The organism is Pseudomonas sp. BR20 (assembly GCF_050780135.1).
Classification (GTDB): Bacteria; Pseudomonadota; Gammaproteobacteria; order Pseudomonadales; family Pseudomonadaceae; genus Aquipseudomonas.
This window is the reverse complement of sequence record NZ_CP172012.1, coordinates 4,847,483-4,866,935: the sequence shown is the minus strand read 5'-3', so window position 1 is coordinate 4,866,935 and position 19,453 is coordinate 4,847,483. Positions and strand designations below refer to the sequence as shown.

The 19,453-nt window shown below is 62.5% G+C and carries 13 protein-coding genes; 11 read left to right on the top strand and 2 right to left on the bottom strand.

Annotated elements, in window-relative coordinates; all coding sequences use genetic code 11:
* Positions 1-139: 139 nt before the first annotated feature.
* Together ACHPFG_RS22345 and ACHPFG_RS22340 are read left to right on the top strand one after the other, a co-directional pair.
* Complete coding sequence (locus ACHPFG_RS22345) at positions 140-2,113, top strand: dermonecrotic toxin domain-containing protein (protein ID WP_431700457.1); 1,974 nt, start codon at positions 140-142, stop codon at positions 2,111-2,113.
* An 8-nt stretch (positions 2,114-2,121) separates the two neighbouring features.
* Positions 2,122-4,959 carry an NEL-type E3 ubiquitin ligase domain-containing protein gene (locus tag ACHPFG_RS22340; RefSeq protein WP_431700456.1) on the top strand — a complete coding sequence of 946 codons (2,838 nt, stop codon included), beginning with the start codon at positions 2,122-2,124 and terminating at the stop codon, positions 4,957-4,959.
* Positions 4,960-4,967: 8 nt separating this feature from the next.
* On the opposite strand, the gene mnmC is transcribed toward ACHPFG_RS22340, so the two are convergent.
* Positions 4,968-6,962 carry a bifunctional tRNA (5-methylaminomethyl-2-thiouridine)(34)-methyltransferase MnmD/FAD-dependent 5-carboxymethylaminomethyl-2-thiouridine(34) oxidoreductase MnmC gene (mnmC, locus tag ACHPFG_RS22335; RefSeq protein WP_431700455.1) on the bottom strand — a complete coding sequence of 665 codons (1,995 nt, stop codon included), beginning with the start codon at positions 6,960-6,962 and terminating at the stop codon, positions 4,968-4,970.
* Positions 6,963-7,103: 141 nt separating this feature from the next.
* On the opposite strand from mnmC, the gene pap reads away from it, so the two are divergent.
* From pap to ACHPFG_RS22320, 3 genes are all read left to right on the top strand, one after another.
* A complete protein-coding gene (gene pap / locus ACHPFG_RS22330) occupies positions 7,104-8,618 on the top strand; it encodes a polyphosphate:AMP phosphotransferase (RefSeq protein WP_131700394.1) in 1,515 nt (504 codons plus the stop codon).
* A 144-nt stretch (positions 8,619-8,762) separates the two neighbouring features.
* Positions 8,763-9,947 (top strand): thiolase family protein, encoded by a 1,185-nt coding sequence (locus ACHPFG_RS22325; protein ID WP_167656420.1) that lies wholly within the window; start codon positions 8,763-8,765, stop codon positions 9,945-9,947.
* Between the two features lie 114 nt (positions 9,948-10,061).
* Positions 10,062-11,018 carry a DMT family transporter gene (locus ACHPFG_RS22320; RefSeq protein WP_431700454.1) on the top strand — a complete coding sequence of 319 codons (957 nt, stop codon included), beginning with the start codon at positions 10,062-10,064 and terminating at the stop codon, positions 11,016-11,018.
* Here ACHPFG_RS22320 and ACHPFG_RS22315 read toward each other — a convergent pair.
* A complete protein-coding gene (locus tag ACHPFG_RS22315) occupies positions 11,015-12,397 on the bottom strand; it encodes a class II fumarate hydratase (protein ID WP_145336465.1) in 1,383 nt (460 codons plus the stop codon). The genes ACHPFG_RS22320 and ACHPFG_RS22315 overlap by 4 nt on opposite strands.
* 191 nt (positions 12,398-12,588) lie before the next feature.
* Here ACHPFG_RS22315 and ACHPFG_RS22310 point away from each other — a divergent pair, with 191 nt between their 5' ends.
* The 6 genes from ACHPFG_RS22310 (at position 12,589) to ACHPFG_RS22285 (ending at position 19,435) form a co-directional block, all read left to right on the top strand.
* A complete protein-coding gene (locus ACHPFG_RS22310; protein ID WP_003236690.1) occupies positions 12,589-13,107 on the top strand; it encodes a DUF2059 domain-containing protein in 519 nt (172 codons plus the stop codon).
* A 6-nt stretch (positions 13,108-13,113) separates the two neighbouring features.
* Complete coding sequence (locus ACHPFG_RS22305; RefSeq protein ID WP_431700453.1) at positions 13,114-13,410, top strand: BolA family protein; 297 nt, start codon at positions 13,114-13,116, stop codon at positions 13,408-13,410.
* Between the two features lie 118 nt (positions 13,411-13,528).
* The gene (locus ACHPFG_RS22300) at positions 13,529-14,470 is read left to right on the top strand and encodes a rhodanese-related sulfurtransferase (RefSeq protein ID WP_131700399.1); all 942 of its coding nucleotides are present in this window, start codon (positions 13,529-13,531) and stop codon (positions 14,468-14,470) included.
* Positions 14,471-14,506: 36 nt separating this feature from the next.
* The gene (locus ACHPFG_RS22295) at positions 14,507-15,109 is read left to right on the top strand and encodes a DsbA family protein (RefSeq protein WP_431703511.1); all 603 of its coding nucleotides are present in this window, start codon (positions 14,507-14,509) and stop codon (positions 15,107-15,109) included.
* The gene (locus ACHPFG_RS22290; protein WP_431700452.1) at positions 15,102-16,904 is read left to right on the top strand and encodes an ABC transporter ATP-binding protein; all 1,803 of its coding nucleotides are present in this window, start codon (positions 15,102-15,104) and stop codon (positions 16,902-16,904) included. Before ACHPFG_RS22295 ends, ACHPFG_RS22290 begins: the two co-directional genes overlap by 8 nt.
* Before the next feature lie 71 nt (positions 16,905-16,975).
* The gene (locus ACHPFG_RS22285; protein ID WP_431700451.1) at positions 16,976-19,435 is read left to right on the top strand and encodes an EAL domain-containing protein; all 2,460 of its coding nucleotides are present in this window, start codon (positions 16,976-16,978) and stop codon (positions 19,433-19,435) included.
* Positions 19,436-19,453 lie beyond the last annotated feature (18 nt).

Genomic DNA, 19,453 nt, shown 5'->3' with positions numbered 1-19,453 from the left:
AGGGGCGGTAATTAAGTCGAGGTGAGATGCAAAAAATCGACGATCAGGAGGGCTGATCTGTAGCTATTTGAACCCTTTTGCGGCAGCGCAGCGCTTATCGTCTGGCGTCATTGTTCAACGCGATAAAGGAGCATTGCGAATGAAGCAAACAGCTGATTTGACCCAGGCGCTTAAGCCCGTGACCCAGGACCAATTGATGGCAGCGCTGCTGGATATCACCGGCGACCTGGATAAAGCGCAGGTCTTGCATGACACGCTGCCGGCCTGGTTGGTCAAGGCCGATTCCCATGTACTGCAGGCCATCGAGCAGGCGTATGCCGACAGCGAGCGCCCGCGTGAAACCCTGCACCGGTTGCTGAACCGTCTGCAACCGCTGGATAAATTCTGTGCCGAACGGCTCAAGGCATTTCTGGACGGCAAGGGGCATGGGGGCCTGGACATCGAAAACGACACCCTGGAAATCCCCCGGCGCTCGTTCAGTGGTGTCAGCCGGGACCTGGGCGGCCAGGTGGTCGAGACCGTCCACCTGGAGAAGCACAGCCTGCTGCAAGCGGCCATGCAGAATTTCTCCCAGGCGGCTGCCGAGCCTGGCGGCTCGCCGACCACTGCTGTGGTGCGCATCGGGCCCAGGCGCCGAATTGCGCAAACCCTCAGCGCCCAGACCTTTATCGGCTACTGCCGCGAACTGAACCTGGGAGAGGCCTATCAGACCCATGTGCGCGAAGTGTTCAACCTGGTGGCGCCCGACCAGGACTTCAACCCTTCGGTGGTGCAGGTCGGCCAATCCCGCTGCGTGGACATGCAGATCGACCTGCATCTGGCCTATGCCAAGGGCGATATCGATGCGCCGACCCGTGCGTTGCTGCTGGGCCTGGTCAAGGCGGATATGCCCGCCAGGGACATCCGGCAACTGTGGTTCAACCACCAGCCGGTAGCCTGGCAAGGCCTGAACATCGACGGTGCCTGCCTGTGGGGTGTATTGGTGTTTTCCAGTGCATCGGCCGAAGGGTTCTCCAGCGGCCCGGTCGTGGTGTATATGCCCAACGAGCCCGTGCGGCCGTGGTACCGCTATGAATCACTGGAGCATTTCAAGCTCTACCTCACCCTCAAGCTTCACGTCAGTGCCTATCGTGATTTCTTCAAGGGTTACCTGGACGAGTCCGAGCGTTTCGGTTTTTTCGAGCGTTTTGACCTGGAGGCAATCGTCGTGCGGGTGGCGCCGCTCCCGGTAACGGGCAAGCTGTCGACGTTCTTTTTCAATGCCTGCGTCGGCAAGACCCAGCTGGATGCGCGGATATTGGCGGTTCCCAATGCCCAGGCCGATGACGACGCGCGTCGCAAGCGTATCCAGGACTACCTGGATGTCGGCTTGACGGTGCTCAACGTCGCAGGGTTCGTGGTGCCGGTGGTGGGCCAACTGATGACCGGCGTGGCCGTTGGGCAGTTGCTTGGCGAGGTGTTCGAGGGGGTGGATGACTGGCTGCACCATGACAAGCTTGGCGCCCTCAGGCACCTGACGAACATCGCGGAAAACCTTGCCGCCATGGCGTTGTTCGCAGCGGGTACGAAAGTGGTGGGGCGGCTGTGGCGAACCACGCCTCCGGCCGCTGGATTCTACGACAGCATGAAAGCCGTGCGGCTGTCCGACAAGTCCGCGCGCTTATGGCGCAGTCGTACCGAGCCGTATCGTCATACCGTCTCGCTTGAAGGCGCTGTGGCCAGTCCCCGTGGGGTCTACCAACTCAATGGCCAGTCCTACGTGAATGTCGACGGCGCGCTGTATTCGATTGTCTTTGACGCCCGCACCGGGCGCTGGCGGGCCCGGCATCCGCAGCGGGATTCGGCCTATCGACCGCCCTTGACCCACAACTACCAAGGCGGCTGGCAGTTCTCGTTCGAGCGACCGGATGAATGGCACAGCCCTGACTATATCCTGGGGCGGTTGGACCCCAGTCTCACCGCCCTCCCGGCCGGGCATCTGCAGGATATCGCCGCCATCACCGGCTCGACCTTGCCGCGCTTGCAGCAACTGGCGATGCAGAACCTGCCGTTGCCGGAGCGGCTGCGCGATTGTGCGCTGCGGTTCAATCAGAACCAGGGGTTCGCGACCTGATCTGGCAAATGGAGCATCAAGCCCCGCTCGATGCGGCCACCACCCGTGTGCAGATGCTGGCCCTGCCACTGATGGACGGGTGGCCCCGCGGGCGTTTTTTCGAACTGCTCGACGACGAGGGCTACCTGCTTGAGCGCCATCCAGACACCGCGCCGTTCGACTACGAGGACTTGAGCATCCACCTCACCACGCAACAACTCAGGAACGGGCAGATCCTGCCCACCTTGCTGGCCGCGCTCGACTCCGAAGAAGCCGCGCAATTGCTCGGCGGCACCTTCCACGCCGACGAGGCGCAAGCCGTATTGACGCGGCGTCTCACGGCTTCACTCAAGGACACGCATCAGGCGGTCTATGAGCGGCTGCGCATGGATGCCGACGTCTTCGATCAGACCGATCACGGCCAGCTCAAGCAGCGCTTGCCGCAATTGCCGATCCGGGTGGCCTGGGAGGTCCTGACCCAGGCCTCCACGGCGGAGCGCTGGCACTTGCGCCATACCGGGCGTGTGCCGCTGCGGGTCGGCCAATGGGCCCGGGAAGCCCTGGAAGCGCTGGAGGAAGACGACGCCCTGGCCGGCCTGTACTTGCCGGAGCTGGCCACCGATGCGACACGGCGCGTGGCCACCGGGTTGCTGCACCGGGTTCCGGGCTGGCCCGAGGATCTGTTTTTGCAGGTACGCCGCGACAGCGTGCAGGGCACAGTCCTGGGCCAAATGGGCAACCCAGATGCCGATATGAGCCGCATCGTGGTGCAGTCGGCCAAGGGCTTTCGCGCCCACGATGGGCAAGGTGTGGCGTTGGGCGCCCTGGCCGGCGGGCCGGAAGGTTTCTATGAGGCGTTGCTCAACAGTTTGTCTGCCTCCCAACTCGATGCGCTGCGCCTGACCGCGAGCGGCAGGGCCAGCCAGTTGCGGCATGCACTGATTGGCAAGGCGCAGGACGAACGCAATCGCATCGGTCGCTATTTGTGGCCGGAGCGCGCAGAGCCCGAGGAACCCGCCTTGTCGTGTGTACAAGGTGCGCCGCCTGCGCTGCCTCCACAGCCTGCAGGCCTGGTACGCAAGGCACGCAAACTCTTCCCGTTATTCGATGACCGGCGCCTGTCGACCTTCCTGCAGGACTTGGGTAGCGACCACCTGTCCCGGGCCAGGGCCGTACGCGCCCTTGAACAGCAATATGACGTACTGCAGCGGACGCTGAGGCTGTGGGCCAGGGACAAACCGGCGCAGCCATACTCTGACATCGCGCTGCGAGACCTCCGCCTGGCTCGCCACCAAGCCGCACGGGCCATCGAGCGCTGCTGGCAATATGTGTCGCTGGCGCCGGATGAACTCCATCAGAAAGTGCCGAGCCTGTCCCTGGACGGCATGACCATCGGGGCGTTGCCGACCTTGCCGGCGCACGTGCAGTTCGAGCATGTCCGGCAATTGTCATTGAAACGCATGGGACTCAACGATGACGTTGCGTATTTCCTCAAGCACTTCAAGGGACTGCGCAGCCTGGAGTTGAACGGTAATCGGCTGACGCGGCTGCCGGAAGTGCTCCAGCACATGCCGTTGCTCAGGCAACTGTACATGGCCGATAACCAACTGCAACTGACCGAGTACACCCGCACCAAACTCGCAGACCTCAAAGGGCTGGCCGTGCTCGACCTGAGCAACAATCCCCTGGTGGACCCGCCCATCGCCAACAAGATGTTCGAGTTGCGCAACCTGGTGTTGCGCAACTGCCGGCTGACCAGCCTGCCCACTGGCTTTACCCGCGTTCCGTACCTGGAGCAACTCGACCTGCGCGACAATGACATCGCCAGTTTGCCGGCATGGTTGTTCAATGCGCCGCGCGAGCAAACCGAAGTCATCAACTTGCGGCATAACCCTTTGGACGCCAGCACTCGTCAGGCCTTGAACCGTTACCGGGACACCATCGGCGTGGGCATGGGCTTCGTGGAGGATGACATTACGCGACTCAACGAGCAGACCGCGCGTCAGCTGTGGCTGGGCGATGAGCGCGCGACACACTTCGCCGAAAAGGCCGAGACCTGGCTGGGGCTCAAGGATGAGCCCGGCTCCGATGGCCTGTTCACATTGCTGGCCGGCCTGGGCGGTACCGCCGACACCACCCACGTGCGCGAGGACATGAACCGCCGCGTCTGGCGTGTGCTGAAGGCGGCCGCCGCCGATACCCGACTGCGTACCGAGGTCTTCGAGCGGGCGGCCACGCCGTTGAACTGTGATGACGCCGCTGCCGTGAGCTTCAGTGACCTGGAGGTGCTGGTTGAAATCCACGAGGCCTCGCAGCGGGTGGAGGGCGGCAGGGTCACGGCCAAGCCGCTACTCAGGTTGGCCAGGGGCCTGTTTCGTCTCGACCGCCTGGAATCCATGGCCAGCCGGCACAGCGTCGAGCATCCGATGCTCGATCCGCTGGAGGTCAGCCTGGCTTATCGCACCGGGCTGGTGGAGCGCTTTCATTTGCCCGGGCAGCCCCGGCATATGCGCTTCGCCAGCCTGGCTGGGGTGACCGAGCACATGCTGGAAGTTGCCGAAGCGCAGGTGAAGGAGGCCGAGCTTTCCCCGCAACTGGTGAACTATCTGGTGAAGCTGCCATTCTGGAGCAGTTACCTGAGGCGCGCCCATGGCGGTTCGTTCGACACCTTGACCCAGCCCTTTGGCGAGCGCATGGAAGCCGTGTGGGCGCAGAGGGAAACCTTGGGTGACGCTGACTATCACACCCAGATGGGCGTGATCCAGCGCGCGCGGCAAAGTGCCGAGCTCGTCGAGCTCAAACGCCTGACCCAGGAAGCGTTGAGGTTCGATGCGCAGGGCACCTGCGAACTGCCGCCGATGGGTTGAAGCGCCGCCTACGGGGCCGTTTTTGCAACGTTGCTGCGAACCAACGCGCGCACCGCAAAGCGATTCGGGTGGCAGGCCTCGGCGACGCTGCGGGGCAGAGGCAGCGGTTCGTTATCCAGCCACGCCGCCAGCAACTCGCCGGACAGCGGCGCGGTGATCAGGCCTCGCGAGCCGTGGCCGCTGTTGAGGTACAGGCCGTCCAGCCACGGGCAGGTGGCCTGTGGCGTGTGGCGGGCATCTTTGCGTAGCGCGTCGTAGGCCTGGGCGAACGCCAGGGTGTCGGCCAGCGGCCCGACAATCGGCAAGTAGTCCGGGCTGGTGCAGCGAAATGCTGCGCGGCCTTCCAGCGTGTCTGCGGCAAGGTCGGCGGCGTGCAGGCGCTGTGCCAGGTCCGGGGAAATCTCTTGCAGTAGCTCAAGGTTTCCAGCGTGTTCGGCGGCGGTGGGGGTGAGGTCATCGTTGTTGAAATCAAAGCTGGCCCCCAGTGTGTGCTCGCCCAGCCGAGCCGGCGCCACATAGCCTTCGGCACACACCACGGTGGCCAGGGCCTGGCTGTCGGCGGTCTGGGGCAAGCGGGTGATCTGCCCGCGGATGCGCTTGAGGGGGAGCTCGGCGCTGGCGGCAAAGCGCTTGACCTCGGCCGCGCCGGCCAGCACCACCACGGGGGCGCTGGCCAGCAGGCGATCACCGTCCCAGGCCTGCCATTGAGCGCCGACTTTGCGCAGTTCCAGCACATCATGGTGGGCGTGCACCTCGATGCCTGGCTGGCTTGCCTGCCACTGGCACAGGGCGGGCGGATGCACCCAGCCGCCCTCGGGGAAAAACAACCCACCATGCTCCAGGCCCACCCCGGCGCGAATCTGGGCCTGGTCGCGGTCCAGCAACTGCAGCAACGCTGGAGCGAACGCCTCGGCCAGTTTCGCCTGGCGTTCGGCCTCCTTGGCATTGAACCCCAGTTGCAGCACGCCGCACCCGTCCCAATCCACGCCGCGTTGCAGGTGCTCGAGCAGGCGCCGGGTATGCCCGAACCCGCTCACAATCATCTGCGACAAGGCCGTGCCATGGGCGGACAGCTTGAGGTACAAAACGCCCTGCGGGTTGCCCGAGGCTTCCTGGGCCAGGCCGTCATGGCGCTCCAGCAGGCTGACCTGCCAACCCCGCGCCGCCAGGCTGGCCGCGCTGGCGCAGCCGGCCAGGCCGCCGCCGATCACCAAGGCGTGGCGCTCGCCGTTGTGTGCGGGCGGGCGCGCGAACCAGGGCTTGGCGGCGGCCGGTGCCGGGGTCTCGGCCGGCCAGCCGAGAAACTCCCCGCGCAGGATTTCCCACTTGTGGCCGATGCCCGGCGTGCGTTTCATCTTGAAGCCGGCGGCGTTGATCAGGCGCCGTACCCAGCCGGTGCTGGTGAAGGTGCTGATGGTCGAGCCCGGCGCGGCCAGGCGTGCCAATTCAGCGAACAGTTCGGCGGTCCACATCTCGGGGTTTTTCGCCGGGGCGAAACCGTCGAGAAACCACGCGTCGATCTGCGCATCCAGTTGCGGCAGTTGCTCCAGGGCATCGCCGATCAGCAGCGTGAGGGTGACGCGGCCGTTATCCAGCACCAGGCGCTGGAAGCCTTGGTGGATGGCGATGTATTGCGCTAGCAGTTGCTCGGCGAACGGCGCCAGCTCCGGCCAGAGGGCGAGGGCGCGTTGCAGGTCGACGGGGCTCAGCGGGTACTTTTCCACGCTGACAAAATGCAGGCGCGCGCCGGCCACTGCGTGTTGCTCGAACAACTGCCAGGCGCAGAGAAAATTCAGGCCGGTGCCGAAGCCGGTTTCGCCAATCACCAGACGCCCGCCCGCCGGCAGTGCGGCGAAGCGTTCCTGCAAACGGTTCTGTTGGAGGAACACGTAGCGGGTTTCTTCCAGGCCCGATTGGTCAGAGAAGTACACGTCATCGAACACCCGCGAGTGCGGGCGACCTTGGTCATCCCAGTCGAGCTGGGCGTGGGTTACGGGATTCATGGGCGGCTCGGTAAAGGCAAGGCGGCCATTCTAGCCGATCAACGGGCGCGTCATTGATCCATGGCAAGCGGCAGTGGAATTTCCTGGCACGCCGCGCTGCCCAATCCGCTAGTCTTGCTGAATTCTGGAACGGAGCCGCCCATGTTCGAATCTGCCGAAATCGGTCACGCCATCGACAAAGACACCTACGACGCCGAAGTGCCGGCCCTGCGCGAAGCCTTGCTGGAGGTGCAGTACGAACTGCAACAGCAAAAGCGCTTCCCGGTGATCATCCTGATCAATGGCATCGAAGGCGCCGGTAAAGGTGAGACGGTCAAACTGCTGAATGAATGGATGGACCCGCGCCTGATCGAGGTGCGTACCTTCGACCAGCAGACCGACGAAGAACTGGCGCGCCCGCCGGCCTGGCGCTATTGGCGCCAACTGCCTGCCAAAGGCCGCATGGGTATCTTTTTCGGCAACTGGTACAGCCAGATGCTGCAGGGCCGGGTCCACGGCGAGATCAAGGACGCGCGGCTCGACCAGGCCATCGCCGGTGCCGAGCGCCTGGAGAAGATGTTCTGCGATGAAGGCGCGCTGATCTTCAAGTTCTGGTTCCACCTGTCCAAGAAGCAAATGAAGGCCCGGCTCAAGGCCCTGGCCGACGACCCGCTGCACAGCTGGCGCATCAGCCCGCTGGACTGGCAGCAGTCCGAGACCTACGACAAGTTCGTGCATTTCGGCGAGCGCATCCTGCGCCGTACCAGCCGCGATTACGCACCCTGGCATGTGATCGAAGGCGTCGACGCCAACTACCGCAGCCTCACCGTGGGCAAGATCCTGCTCGAAGGCCTGCAGAATGCCCTGAAGCTGCCCAAGGGCAAGGCCAGCGGCATGAACCCGGCACCGTTGCCGTCGTCCGTGGACCAAATGAGCTTGCTCAACAGCCTCGACATGACCCTGAGCCTGGACAAGGACGACTACGAAGAACAACTGATTACCGAGCAGGCGCGCTTCTCTGGCCTGATGCGCGACAAGCGCATGCGCAAGCACGCGCTGGTGACGGTCTTTGAAGGGAACGACGCGGCCGGCAAGGGCGGCGCGATCCGGCGGGTGGCGGCTGCGCTCGACCCGCGCCAGTACCACATCGTGCCGATCGCCGCACCGACCGAGGATGAGCGCGCCCAGCCGTACCTGTGGCGGTTCTGGCAGAAGATCCCGGCGCGGGGCAAGTTCACCGTGTTCGACCGCTCGTGGTACGGCCGCGTACTGGTGGAGCGCATCGAGGGCTTCTGCACGCCGGCCGACTGGATGCGCGCCTATGGCGAGATCAATGATTTTGAAGAGCAATTGCGTGACGCGGGTGTGATCGTGGTCAAGTTCTGGCTGGCCATCGACAAGCAGACCCAACTTGAACGTTTCCAGGCCCGTGAGGAAATTCCCTTCAAGCGCTTCAAGATCACCGAAGACGACTGGCGCAACCGCGACAAATGGGACGACTACCGCGCCGCCGTGGGCGATATGGTCGACCGCACCAGCACCGAGGTCTCGCCGTGGACGCTGGTGGAAGCCAATGATAAACGCTGGGCGCGGGTCAAGGTGTTGCGCACCATCAACCTGGCCTTGGAGGAAGCCTTCGCCAAGGCTGACAAGCACGACAAGAAGAAAAAGAAATAACCACTGGCCACAACAGACCTGCCCGCCACAGGTTTATTTTCGTCACCATGTTTTTGTATACGCCGGGTGAATGATCGTCGCGGTGGGGCAGGCCTGGATCTATCCTCGATCCATCTCCCCACAACGACAAGATCGAGGTAGCCCATGCGTGAAGTAGTGATCGTCGACAGCGTGCGAACCGGCCTGGCCAAATCCTTTCGCGGCAAGTTCAACCAGACTCGCCCGGATGACATGGCGGCCCATTGCGTCAACGCGCTGCTGACCCGCAACGGCATCGACCCGGCCAGCGTCGAGGATTGCATCGTCGGTGCCGGTTCCAACGAAGGCGCCCAGGGCTACAACATCGGGCGCAACGTGGCAGTGCTGTCGCAATTGGGTACCGGCACGGCGGGCATGACCCTCAACCGGTTCTGTTCGTCGGGTTTGCAGGCGATTGCGATTGCGGCCAACCAGATCGCGTCGGGCTGCAGCGAGATCATCGTTGCCGGCGGCGTCGAATCCATCAGTCTGACCATGAAAAGCGTCAACACCGATAACCTGATCAACCCATTGCTCAAGGAACAGGTGCCGGGCATCTACTTCCCCATGGGCCAGACCGCCGAAATCGTCGCCCGCCGCTATAACGTCAGCCGCGAAGAGCAGGACCTTTATGCCCTGCAAAGCCAGCAGCGCACGGCTCAGGCTCAGGCGGATGGCTTGTTTGATGATGAAATCGTGCCGATGGCGGTCAAGTACAAGGTCGAGGACAAGCACACTGGCGCCGTACAAATCCTCGACGGCGTCGTTGATCGCGATGACTGCAATCGCCCGGACACCACGTTGGCCAGCCTGTCTGGGTTGAAGCCGGTGTTTGCCGAAGACGGCTCGGTGACGGCGGGTAACTCGTCGCAGCTCTCCGACGGCGCCTCCATGACGCTGGTGATGAGCCTGGAGAAAGCCCTGGCGTTGGGGCTCAAGCCCAAGGCGTTCTTCCGCGGTTTCACCGTGGCCGGTTGCGAGCCGGATGAGATGGGCATCGGCCCGGTGTTCTCGGTGCCCAAGCTGCTCAAGGCGCGGGGCTTGCAGGTGGCGGACATCGACCTGTGGGAACTCAACGAGGCATTTGCTTCGCAGTGCCTGTATGCGCGCAATCGCCTGGAAATCGACAACGCCAGGTACAACGTCAACGGCGGCTCGATTTCCATCGGCCACCCGTTTGGCATGACCGGCTCGCGCCAGGTAGGGCATCTGGTGCGTGAGTTGCAGCGGCGTAATTTGCGTTATGGCATCGTCACCATGTGCGTGGGCGGCGGCATGGGCGCCACGGGGCTGTTCGAAGCCGTGCGCTAAGTTAAATGTGGGAGGGAGCGTGCCCCTCCCACAGGTAAGCAGCGCCATATCCCAATTCGTCCACTTGCCCCTAGAATGGCCGCTCCTCCACCTCTGGCATTTTCTGGGGCGCTCATGCACATCTCTTCCGGCCGCTGGGTCTACGGTTTTTTCCTGACCCTGCTGACCGCGCTGCTCTGGGGCATTCTGCCGATCAAACTCAAGCAAGTCTTGCAGGTGATGGACCCGATCACCGTCACCTGGTTTCGCATGGTGGTCGCCGGCAGTTGCCTGTTCGTGTACCTCGCCGCGACCCAGCGCCTGCCCAGTCGTAAAGTGCTCGGCCCCAAGGGCCGCTGGCTGGTGGCGATGGCGGTGTGCGGCCTGGTGGGCAACTACGTGTTGTACCTGGTGGGCCTGAAAGTGCTCAGCCCCGGTACTGCGCAACTGGTGGTGCAGATGGGGCCGATCTTCCTGATGATTGCCAGCGTGTTTGTGTTCAAGGAACGTTTCAGCGTCGGGCAGAGCGTGGGCCTGGTGGTGCTGATCGTCGGCTTCGGTCTGTTCTTCAACCAACGCCTGGAGGAGTTGCTGACGTCCCTCGGCGCTTATTCCGCCGGTGTGCTGACGATCCTGCTCGCCACTTCGATCTGGGTGTTCTACGCCCTGGGCCAGAAGCAGTTGCTGACGGTATGGAATTCGCTGCAAGTGATGATGGTGATCTATCTGTCTTGCGCCGTGCTGCTGACGCCTTGGGCGCATCCGCTGAAGGCTTTGGACCTGAGTCCGCTGCAAGGCTGGCTGTTGCTGGCGTGCTGCATGAACACACTGGTGGCCTACGGCGCATTTGCCGAAGCCCTGGCCCACTGGGAAGCCTCTCGGGTGAGTGCGACCCTGGCACTGACGCCGTTGGTGACCTTTGTCGCGGTGGCGTTGGCGGCGTGGTTGTGGCCCCACTATGTGCAGGCCGAAGAGATCAATGCCTTGGGCTATTTCGGCGCGTTGGTGGTGGTCATGGGGTCGGCGGCGGTCGCGCTGGCGCCGTCGTTGCTCGCCGGGCTCAAGGCCCGGCGGCTACGCATGGCGTCTTAGGCGCCCAGCATGTTTTCCGGGCGTACCCACTGGTCGAACTCTGCGTCGGTGAGGTAGCCCAGGTCCAGCGCTGCTTCCCGAAGGGTCAAACCTTCGGCGTAGGCCTTCTTGGCGATCTCTGCCGACTTGTCATAGCCGATGTGCGGGTTGAGCGCCGTGACCAGCATCAGCCCGCGCTCCAGGTGCTCGGCCATTTTCCCGGCGTCGGGTTCGAGGCCGGCGATGCAGTGCTCCTGGAAGTTATTGCAGCCATCGGCCAGCAGGCGGATCGATTCCAGCAGGTTGTGGATGATCACCGGCTTGTACACGTTCAACTGCAAATGCCCTTGGCTCGCCGCGATGCCGATGGTCACGTCATTGCCCAGTACCTGGCAGGCCAGCATCGACAGCGCTTCGCACTGGGTCGGGTTGACCTTGCCGGGCATGATCGAGCTGCCCGGCTCGTTGGCCGGCAGTTTTACCTCCGCAAGGCCGGCCCGCGGGCCGGAGCCCAGCAGACGCAGGTCGTTGGCGATTTTCATCAGGGCCACGGCCAGGGTTTTCAGGGCGCCGTGCAAGGTCACTATCGGTTCATGGCCGGCCAGCGCGGCGAATTTGTTCGGCGCGGTGACGAAGGGCAGGCCCGATAAGGCTGCCAATTCCGAGGCAATCGCCTCACTGAAGCCATGGGGCGCATTGAGCCCGGTGCCCACCGCCGTACCGCCCTGGGCCAGCTCGCACACCTGGGGCAGGGCGCTGCGGATCGCGCGTTCGGCGTAGTCGAGTTGGGCGATAAACGCCGAGATTTCCTGGCCGAAGGTGATCGGCGTGGCGTCCATCATGTGGGTGCGGCCCGTCTTCACCAGCTTTGCATGGCGTGCCGACAATTCCGCGAGGCCGCCGGACAGCGTATTGATCGCCGGCAACAACTGCTGGTGCACCGCTTGCACCGCCGCAATGCTCATGGCCGTAGGGAAGCAGTCGTTGGAGCTTTGGGAGCGGTTCACATGATCGTTGGGGTGCACCGGGCTTTTGCCGCCACGGGGCTTGCCCGACAGCTCGTTGGCACGGCCGGCAATGACCTCGTTGGCGTTCATGTTGCTCTGGGTGCCGCTGCCGGTTTGCCAGACGACCAGGGGGAACTGGTCATCATGTTGGCCATCGAGCACTTCGTCGGCGGCCTGTTCGATCAGGCGGGCGATGTCGGCGGGCAGGTCGCCGTTGCGGTCGTTGACCCGGGCGGCGGCCTTCTTGATCAGGGCCAGCGCGTGCAGTACCGCCAGGGGCATGCGCTGCTCGCCGATGGCGAAATTCACCAGCGAACGTTGGGTCTGGGCGCCCCAGTAAGCGTCATCCGGGACTTCCACTTCTCCCAGGCTGTCGGTTTCGATACGGCTCATCGGGCACACTCCTTCAGGTTCGTTTGCGCAGTTTAGGCCCTGATCAGCCTGGGGGGTTCCCTAAAAGACTTTTCATCGGATTCATTCACGGCAATCCGCGCCCGGTAAGGCTCGGGGTTGAGCCGCAGCGTTTTTTAGGCGCAGAATGGGCGCCCTTGGGGTCTTACCTCGCCTGCTAGAAAGGAAACTCGATGACTCGTCTTCGTGCCATCTGTACCGCGGTTGCTCTGGTTTGCGCCAGCGGCCAGGTTTTTGCCGATACCGCCAGCCACAACGCCAGTGCCGAAGCCTTCCTTACCCTGGCCCATGCCGACAAGCTGGGTACCCCGGTGTACATGCAAGTGCAGCAAATGTTCGCCCAGCGTTTCGAACAGACCAAGGCGCCTGCCGCCAAGCAGTCCGTACTGGACAGCTACCAGGCCAAGGCCAACGCCGCCCTGGACCAGGCCATCGGCTGGCCGAAGCTGAAACCGGACATGGTCAAGCTCTACACCACCAACTTCAGTGAATCCGAGCTCAAGGACCTGGTTGCTTTCTACCAGTCGCCACTGGGCAAAAAAGTCCTGGAGAAAATGCCGCAGCTGACCCAGCAATCGGCCCAGATGACCCAGGCCAAGCTGGAAAGTGCTGTGCCGGTGGTGAACAAACTGTTGGAAGACATGACCAACGAGCTGACGCCAAAAGCCGCTGCACCGGCCAAGAAGAAGTAAGCAGGAATGACCATGCAACAGCGTATCGAAACGGCGCTCGCCGCCCTGGTCCCGGACCACTTGAGCGTGCTGGATGAAAGCCATATGCACAGCCGTGGGTTGCAGACCCACTTCAAGGCCGTGCTGGTCAGCCAGCAGTTCGAGGGGCTTAACCGCGTCAAGCGCCATCAGAAGGTCTACGCCACCTTGGGTGACCTGATGAGCGAATTTCATGCGCTGGCGCTGCATACCTACACGCCCGATGAATGGGCGAAAATCGACGCAGCCCCGGCCTCGCCGACCTGCGCCGGCGGGCATAGCTGATACGCGGGTGTTTCTAAAACCCTGCATTTGCTAGAATCCGCAACGCGCCGCTTAGCCGGCGCGTTTTTTTTGCATCCGGTTCACCCCTTACGAGGGTAGCCACCTGGAGAGAACACCCATGACTCAACCGATTGTCGTGGCGGCACTGTATAAGTTCGTCACCCTCGAAGATTACGTCGCCCTGCGCGAGCCACTGCTGCAGGCAATGGTCGACAACGGCATCAAAGGCACCTTGCTGATCGCTGAAGAAGGCATCAACGGCACCGTTTCCGGCAGCCGCGAAGGCATTGATGGCCTGATGGCCTGGCTGAAGAATGACCCGCGCATGGACGACATCGACCACAAAGAGTCGTACTGCGATGAGCAGCCGTTCTACCGCACCAAGGTCAAGCTCAAGAAAGAGATCGTGACCCTGGGCGTCGAAGGCGTCGATCCGAACAAGAAAGTCGGCACCTATGTCGACCCGCAGGACTGGAATGCGCTGATCAGCGACCCCGAAGTGCTGTTGATCGATACCCGCAACGACTACGAAGTGTCGATCGGCACCTTTGAGGGCGCAATCGACCCGAAAACCACCAGTTTTCGCGAATTTCCCGACTATATCAAAGCCAACTTCGACCCAGCCAAGCACAAGAAGGTCGCCATGTTCTGCACCGGCGGCATTCGTTGCGAGAAGGCGTCGAGCTACATGCTCAGCGAAGGTTTCGATGAGGTCTACCACCTCAAGGGCGGCATCCTGAAGTACCTCGAAGAGGTGCCGCAGGCAGAAACCAAATGGCAGGGCGACTGCTTTGTGTTCGACAATCGCGTCACTGTGCGCCACGACCTGAGCGAAGGCGACTACGATCAATGTCATGCCTGCCGCACACCGGTGAGCGTCGAAGACCGCGCATCCGAACACTATGTGGCTGGCATCAGCTGCCCCCATTGCTGGGATAAGCTGCCAGAGAAAACCCGCCGCAGCGCGATCGACCGGCAAAAGCAGATTGAGCTGGCCAAGGCCCGCAATATGCCGCACCCGATTGGCTTCAACTATAAGCAAACCCCTTCCGAGGCCTGACCCATGTCCGCGCGCCTGCTCTATGTTATGGATCCGATGTGTTCCTGGTGCTGGGGGTTTGCCCCGGTGGCGCAGGCGCTGGTTGAGCAGGCCCAGGCGGCCGGCGTGGACGTGCACCTGGTGGTGGGCGGCCTTCGTACCGGCAGCGGCGCGGCACTGGAACCGACCACGCGGCGCTATATCCTCGAGCACTGGCAGGCGGTCACCGACGCCACCGGCCAGCCGTTCAAGCGCGACGGCGCGTTGCCCGACGGTTTTGTCTACGACACCGAGCCCGCGTGCCGTGCCATTGTCACCGCGCGCAGCCTGGCGCCGGATTGTGCGTGGAAACTGCTGGGCCTGATCCAGCACGCGTTTTATGTCGAGGGCCGCGACGTAACCCTCGCCAGCGTGCTGGTGGAGTTGGCGGAGGAGGCGGGCATCCCGCGCATCGAGTTTGCCGGCGAATTCGACCGTGCCGAGCAGCACGCCGCGACCGCCGCTGACTTCACCTGGGTCCAGGACCTGGGTATCGCTGGCTTTCCGACCTTGCTCGCCGAGCGTAACGGCCAGTTGGCGTTGCTGACTAACGGCTACCAGCCGCTGTCCGAGCTGTCACCGTTGTTGGGTCGATGGCTGGAGCGAGCAACCTGTGCATGACCAACCACCACGCACCGACCGACTGACCTGGGCGGAAGTTCGCCGCCTGGCCCTGCGTCACAAGAAATCCCTGTGGATCGCCAATGGCGTCGCCGTGCTGGCAACGCTGTGCAGTGTGCCGATCCCCTTGCTGTTGCCGTTGCTGGTGGACGAAGTGCTGCTGGGCCATGGCGATGCCGCGCTCAAGGTAATGAACCACGCATTGCCCCTGGTCTGGCAGAAAGCCGCCGGTTATATCGGCCTGATGCTGCTGATCACCCTGGCCCTGCGGTGTGGCGCACTGCTGTTTAACGTGGTGCAGGCGCGACTGTTTGCTCGTTTGGCCAAGGACATCGTGTATCGCATCCGCGTGCGTTTGATCGAGCGACTCAAGCGCATCTCCCTCGGCGAATACGAAAGCCTGGGCAGCGGTACGGTCACCACCCACCTGGTCACCGACCTGGACACGCTGGACAAATTCGTCGGCGAAACCCTCAGCCGCTTCCTGGTGGCCATGCTGACCCTGGTGGGCACCTCGGCGATTCTGGTGTGGATGCATTGGCAACTCGCGTTGCTGATCCTACTGTTCAACCCGTTGGTGATCTACGCCACGGTGCAGTTGGGCAAGCGCGTCAAGCATCTGAAGAAGCTGGAGAACGACAGTACCTCGCGCTTTACCCAGGCCCTGACCGAAACCCTGGATGCCATCCAGGAAGTGCGCGCCGGCAACCGACAGGGCTTTTTCCTCGGGCGCCTCGGCCAGCGAGCCCAGGAAGTGCGTGACTACGCCATTCATTCGCAATGGAAAACCGACGCTTCGAGCCGCGCCAGTGGCTTGCTGTTCCAGTTTGGTATCGACATCTTCCGTGCGGCGGCGATGCTCACCGTGCTGTTTTCCGACCTGTCCATCGGCCAGATGCTCGCGGTGTTCAGTTACCTGTGGTTCATGATCGGACCGGTGGAGCAACTGCTGAACCTGCAATACGCCTACTACGCGGCGGGCGGGGCGCTGACACGGATCAACGAGCTGCTGGCGCGCGCCGATGAGCCGCAATACGCCGGCGGTGCAGACCCGTTCACCGGGCGCGAAACCGTGGGCATCGAAGTGCGCGGCCTGGACTTCGGCTATGGCGAAGACCTGGTACTCGACCAGTTGAACCTGGTCATCGCGCCCGGTGAGAAGGTGGCGATTGTCGGCGCCAGCGGCGGTGGCAAAAGCACCCTGGTGCAACTGTTGCTCGGGCTCTACACACCGCAGGCGGGCAGTATCCGTTTTGGCGGTGCCACCCAGCAGGAGATTGGCCTGGAGACCATTCGCGAGCACGTCGCGGTGGTGCTGCAACACCCGGCGCTGTTCAACGACACCGTGCGCGCCAACCTGACCATGGGCCGTGAGCGCAGTGACCAGGCTTGCTGGCAGGCGCTGGAAATCGCCCAGCTGGAGGCTACAGTCAAGGCATTGCCCCAGGGCTTGGACAGTGTGGTGGGGCGTTCCGGCGTGCGCTTTTCCGGCGGCCAGCGTCAGCGCCTGGCGATTGCGCGCATGGTCCTGGCCGAACCCAAGGTGGTGATACTCGACGAGGCCACGTCCGCTCTGGACGCCGCCACCGAATACAACCTGCACCAGGCGCTGGCACGGTTCCTCAGTGGGCGTACTACACTGATCATCGCCCACCGTCTGTCGGCGGTAAAACAAGCTGATCGAGTGTTAGTGTTTGACGGCGGTCATATTGCCGAGGATGGCGATCATCAGCAATTGATCGCCGATGGCGGTCTTTACGCCAAACTCTATGGGCACTTGCAGCAAGTACGTTGATTTAGCCTAGGCTGTGCTATCGGAAGTGGGTGTTTGCGTGCGTATTCAGCAGTGCATGTGCAAGGGACTTCATGAAGCAAAAGCGGACTTTCGGAACGCCTCGGTTGCTGGGCATTGTCTGGCCCTTTATTGCCGTCGTGCTGTTCCAGGCATTGTTGGGTTGCGTCAGCCTCTACGTGCTTTCAGCGGTGCGTGGCTATGTGGCCGGCGAGAGCCTGTGGTCCAAGGGCCAGAAAGACGCCATCTATTACCTGACGCTGTACGCCGATAATCGCGACGCCGGCACATACCTCAAATACCAGCAGGCCATTGCCGTGCCCCAGGGCGGCCATGAACTGCGCATCGCCCTGGACAGCCCCAGCCCTGACCTGGCTGCCGCGCGCCTGGGTATCCTCAAGGGCGGCAACCACCCGGACGATGTTTCCAGCGTGATCTGGCTGTACCTGAATTTTCGGCATTTCAGCTACCTGGAAAAAGCCATTGAACTGTGGACCGTGGGCGATGGCTACCTGGTTCAGTTGGACGACCTGGCCCGCGAGATGCACCGAGCGATCAATGCCGACCAGGTCAATCCCAACGATGTTCGGCAGTGGAAAGCTCGTATCACTGCCATCAACGAGGGTGTGACCCCAGCCGCCAAAGCCTTCAGCGACGCCTTGGGTGAAGGCTCGCGCATGATCCTGCGGTTGCTGCTGATCACCAACCTGGCGACGGCCCTGGGCCTGATTGTGCTGGCGCTGTTGCGTACCCATAAGCTGCTGACCCAGCGTCATGCGTTCGCCAATGCCCTGCAGGCCGAGAAGGAGCGCGCACAGATCACCCTGGAGTCGATTGGCGACGGGGTGATCACCACCGATGTCGACGGGACCATTACCTATATGAACCCGGCAGCCGAGGCCATGACCCACTGGAATTCGGCCCAGGCCCAGGGTTTGCCCCTGGCGGCACTGTTCAACCTGCTGGATGACAATGCGCAGCCGGATGGCTTCACCCTGATCGAACACATCGTCAAGGGCCGGTTCAGGGGCGGCAGCGAGCATTCGAAAACCATCCAGCGCGTGGACGGCAGCACGGTCTCCGTCACCCTGGTGGGGGCGCCGATCCTCAGCGGCGGCAAGGTCAGCGGTGCAGTGCTGGTACTGCATGACATGACCCAGGAGCGTCAGTACATCGCCAACCTGTCGTGGCAGGCCACGCACGACGCTTTGACCGGCCTGGCCAACCGTCGCGAGTTCGAGTACCGCCTGGAACAGGTGCTGCACAGGGCAGGGCAGCACCAGGGCGGGCGACATGCATTGATGTTTCTCGACCTCGACCAGTTCAAGCTGGTCAACGACACCTGCGGCCATGCGGCGGGCGACGAGTTGCTACGGCATATCTGCGCGCTGCTGCAATCGGACCTGCGCGAAGGCGACACCCTGGCGCGCCTGGGGGGCGACGAGTTCGGCATCCTGCTGGAGAACTGCCCGGCGGCGGTGGCGGAAAAAGTCGCCGAGAGCCTGCGCCATACCGTTCAAAACCTGCATTTCGTGTGGAAGGGGCGGCCGTTCATGACCACCGTGAGTATCGGCCTGGTGCACATATCGAGCACGCCGACCACCCTGGAAACCTCCCTGCGTGCCGCCGACATGGCGTGCTACATGGCCAAGGAAAAAGGCCGCAATCGCGTGCAGGTGTACCACGCCGATGACTCCGAACTGTCCCTGCGCTTTGGCGAGATGGCCTGGGTGCAACGCCTGCACATGGCATTGGAGGAGAACCGGTTTTGCCTGTATGCCCAGGAAATTGCGCCCCTGGGGTTGACCGACGGCGGCAATGGGCACATTGAAATCCTGCTGCGCCTGCACGACGAGGCGGGTCGGATCATTCTGCCCGACAGCTTCATCCCGGCTGCCGAGCGTTATGGTTTGATGACCTCTCTGGACCGTTGGGTGGTGGAGAACGTATTCAAGATCATTGCCCGCTGCATGCACGAGCACCCGGGCCGGCCTATGGCGATGTGTGCGATCAATCTGTCAGGCATTACGATTGGCGACGATGATTTTCTCGGCTTTTTACGTGAGAAATTCGAGGCTTACAGCATTCCGCCAGAAATGATTTGTTTTGAAATAACTGAAACAAGCGCTATTGCGAATCTGGGCAGTGCCATTCGCTTTATTAATGAACTCAAAGCCTTAGGTTGCTTCTTTTCCCTCGATGACTTCTGCGCCGGAATGTCCTCATTCGCGTATCTGAAACATTTACCTGTAGACTTCCTGAAGATCGATGGAAGTTTCGTAAAGGATATGCTGGACGACCCGATTAACCGCGCGATGGTCGAAGTGATCAACCACATCGGCCACGTCATGGGGAAGCGCACAATTGCCGAATTCGTTGAAACACTGCAGATCGAGCAGGCTTTGCTCGACATCGGTGTGGATTACGCTCAGGGCTACCTGATTGAACGACCGCAATTGTTTACCTTTGATAGCTTGCGTCGACCTGTGCGGCCGCAGCCTCTGTTATTCAGGGCGCCCGGCACATTCCGCTGAAACATTTGCCGGTCTGTA

Bases quoted from the DNA above. Each gene is read 5' to 3' on its own strand.
- ACHPFG_RS22315 (WP_145336465.1), bottom strand. From the start codon at position 12,397: ATGAGCCGTATCGAAACCGACAGCCTGGGAGAAGTGGAAGTCCCGGAT.
- ACHPFG_RS22305 (WP_431700453.1), top strand. From the start codon at position 13,114: ATGACCATGCAACAGCGTATCGAAACGGCGCTCGCCGCCCTGGTCCCG.
- mnmC (WP_431700455.1), bottom strand. From the start codon at position 6,962: ATGAATCCCGTAACCCACGCCCAGCTCGACTGGGATGACCAAGGTCGC.
- ACHPFG_RS22295 (WP_431703511.1), top strand. From the start codon at position 14,507: ATGTGTTCCTGGTGCTGGGGGTTTGCCCCGGTGGCGCAGGCGCTGGTT.
- ACHPFG_RS22345 (WP_431700457.1), top strand. From the start codon at position 140: ATGAAGCAAACAGCTGATTTGACCCAGGCGCTTAAGCCCGTGACCCAG.
- ACHPFG_RS22325 (WP_167656420.1), top strand. From the start codon at position 8,763: ATGCGTGAAGTAGTGATCGTCGACAGCGTGCGAACCGGCCTGGCCAAA.
- ACHPFG_RS22285 (WP_431700451.1), top strand. From the start codon at position 16,976: ATGAAGCAAAAGCGGACTTTCGGAACGCCTCGGTTGCTGGGCATTGTC.
- ACHPFG_RS22310 (WP_003236690.1), top strand. From the start codon at position 12,589: ATGACTCGTCTTCGTGCCATCTGTACCGCGGTTGCTCTGGTTTGCGCC.
- pap (WP_131700394.1), top strand. From the start codon at position 7,104: ATGTTCGAATCTGCCGAAATCGGTCACGCCATCGACAAAGACACCTAC.
- ACHPFG_RS22320 (WP_431700454.1), top strand. From the start codon at position 10,062: ATGCACATCTCTTCCGGCCGCTGGGTCTACGGTTTTTTCCTGACCCTG.
- ACHPFG_RS22340 (WP_431700456.1), top strand. From the start codon at position 2,122: ATGGAGCATCAAGCCCCGCTCGATGCGGCCACCACCCGTGTGCAGATG.
- ACHPFG_RS22300 (WP_131700399.1), top strand. From the start codon at position 13,529: ATGACTCAACCGATTGTCGTGGCGGCACTGTATAAGTTCGTCACCCTC.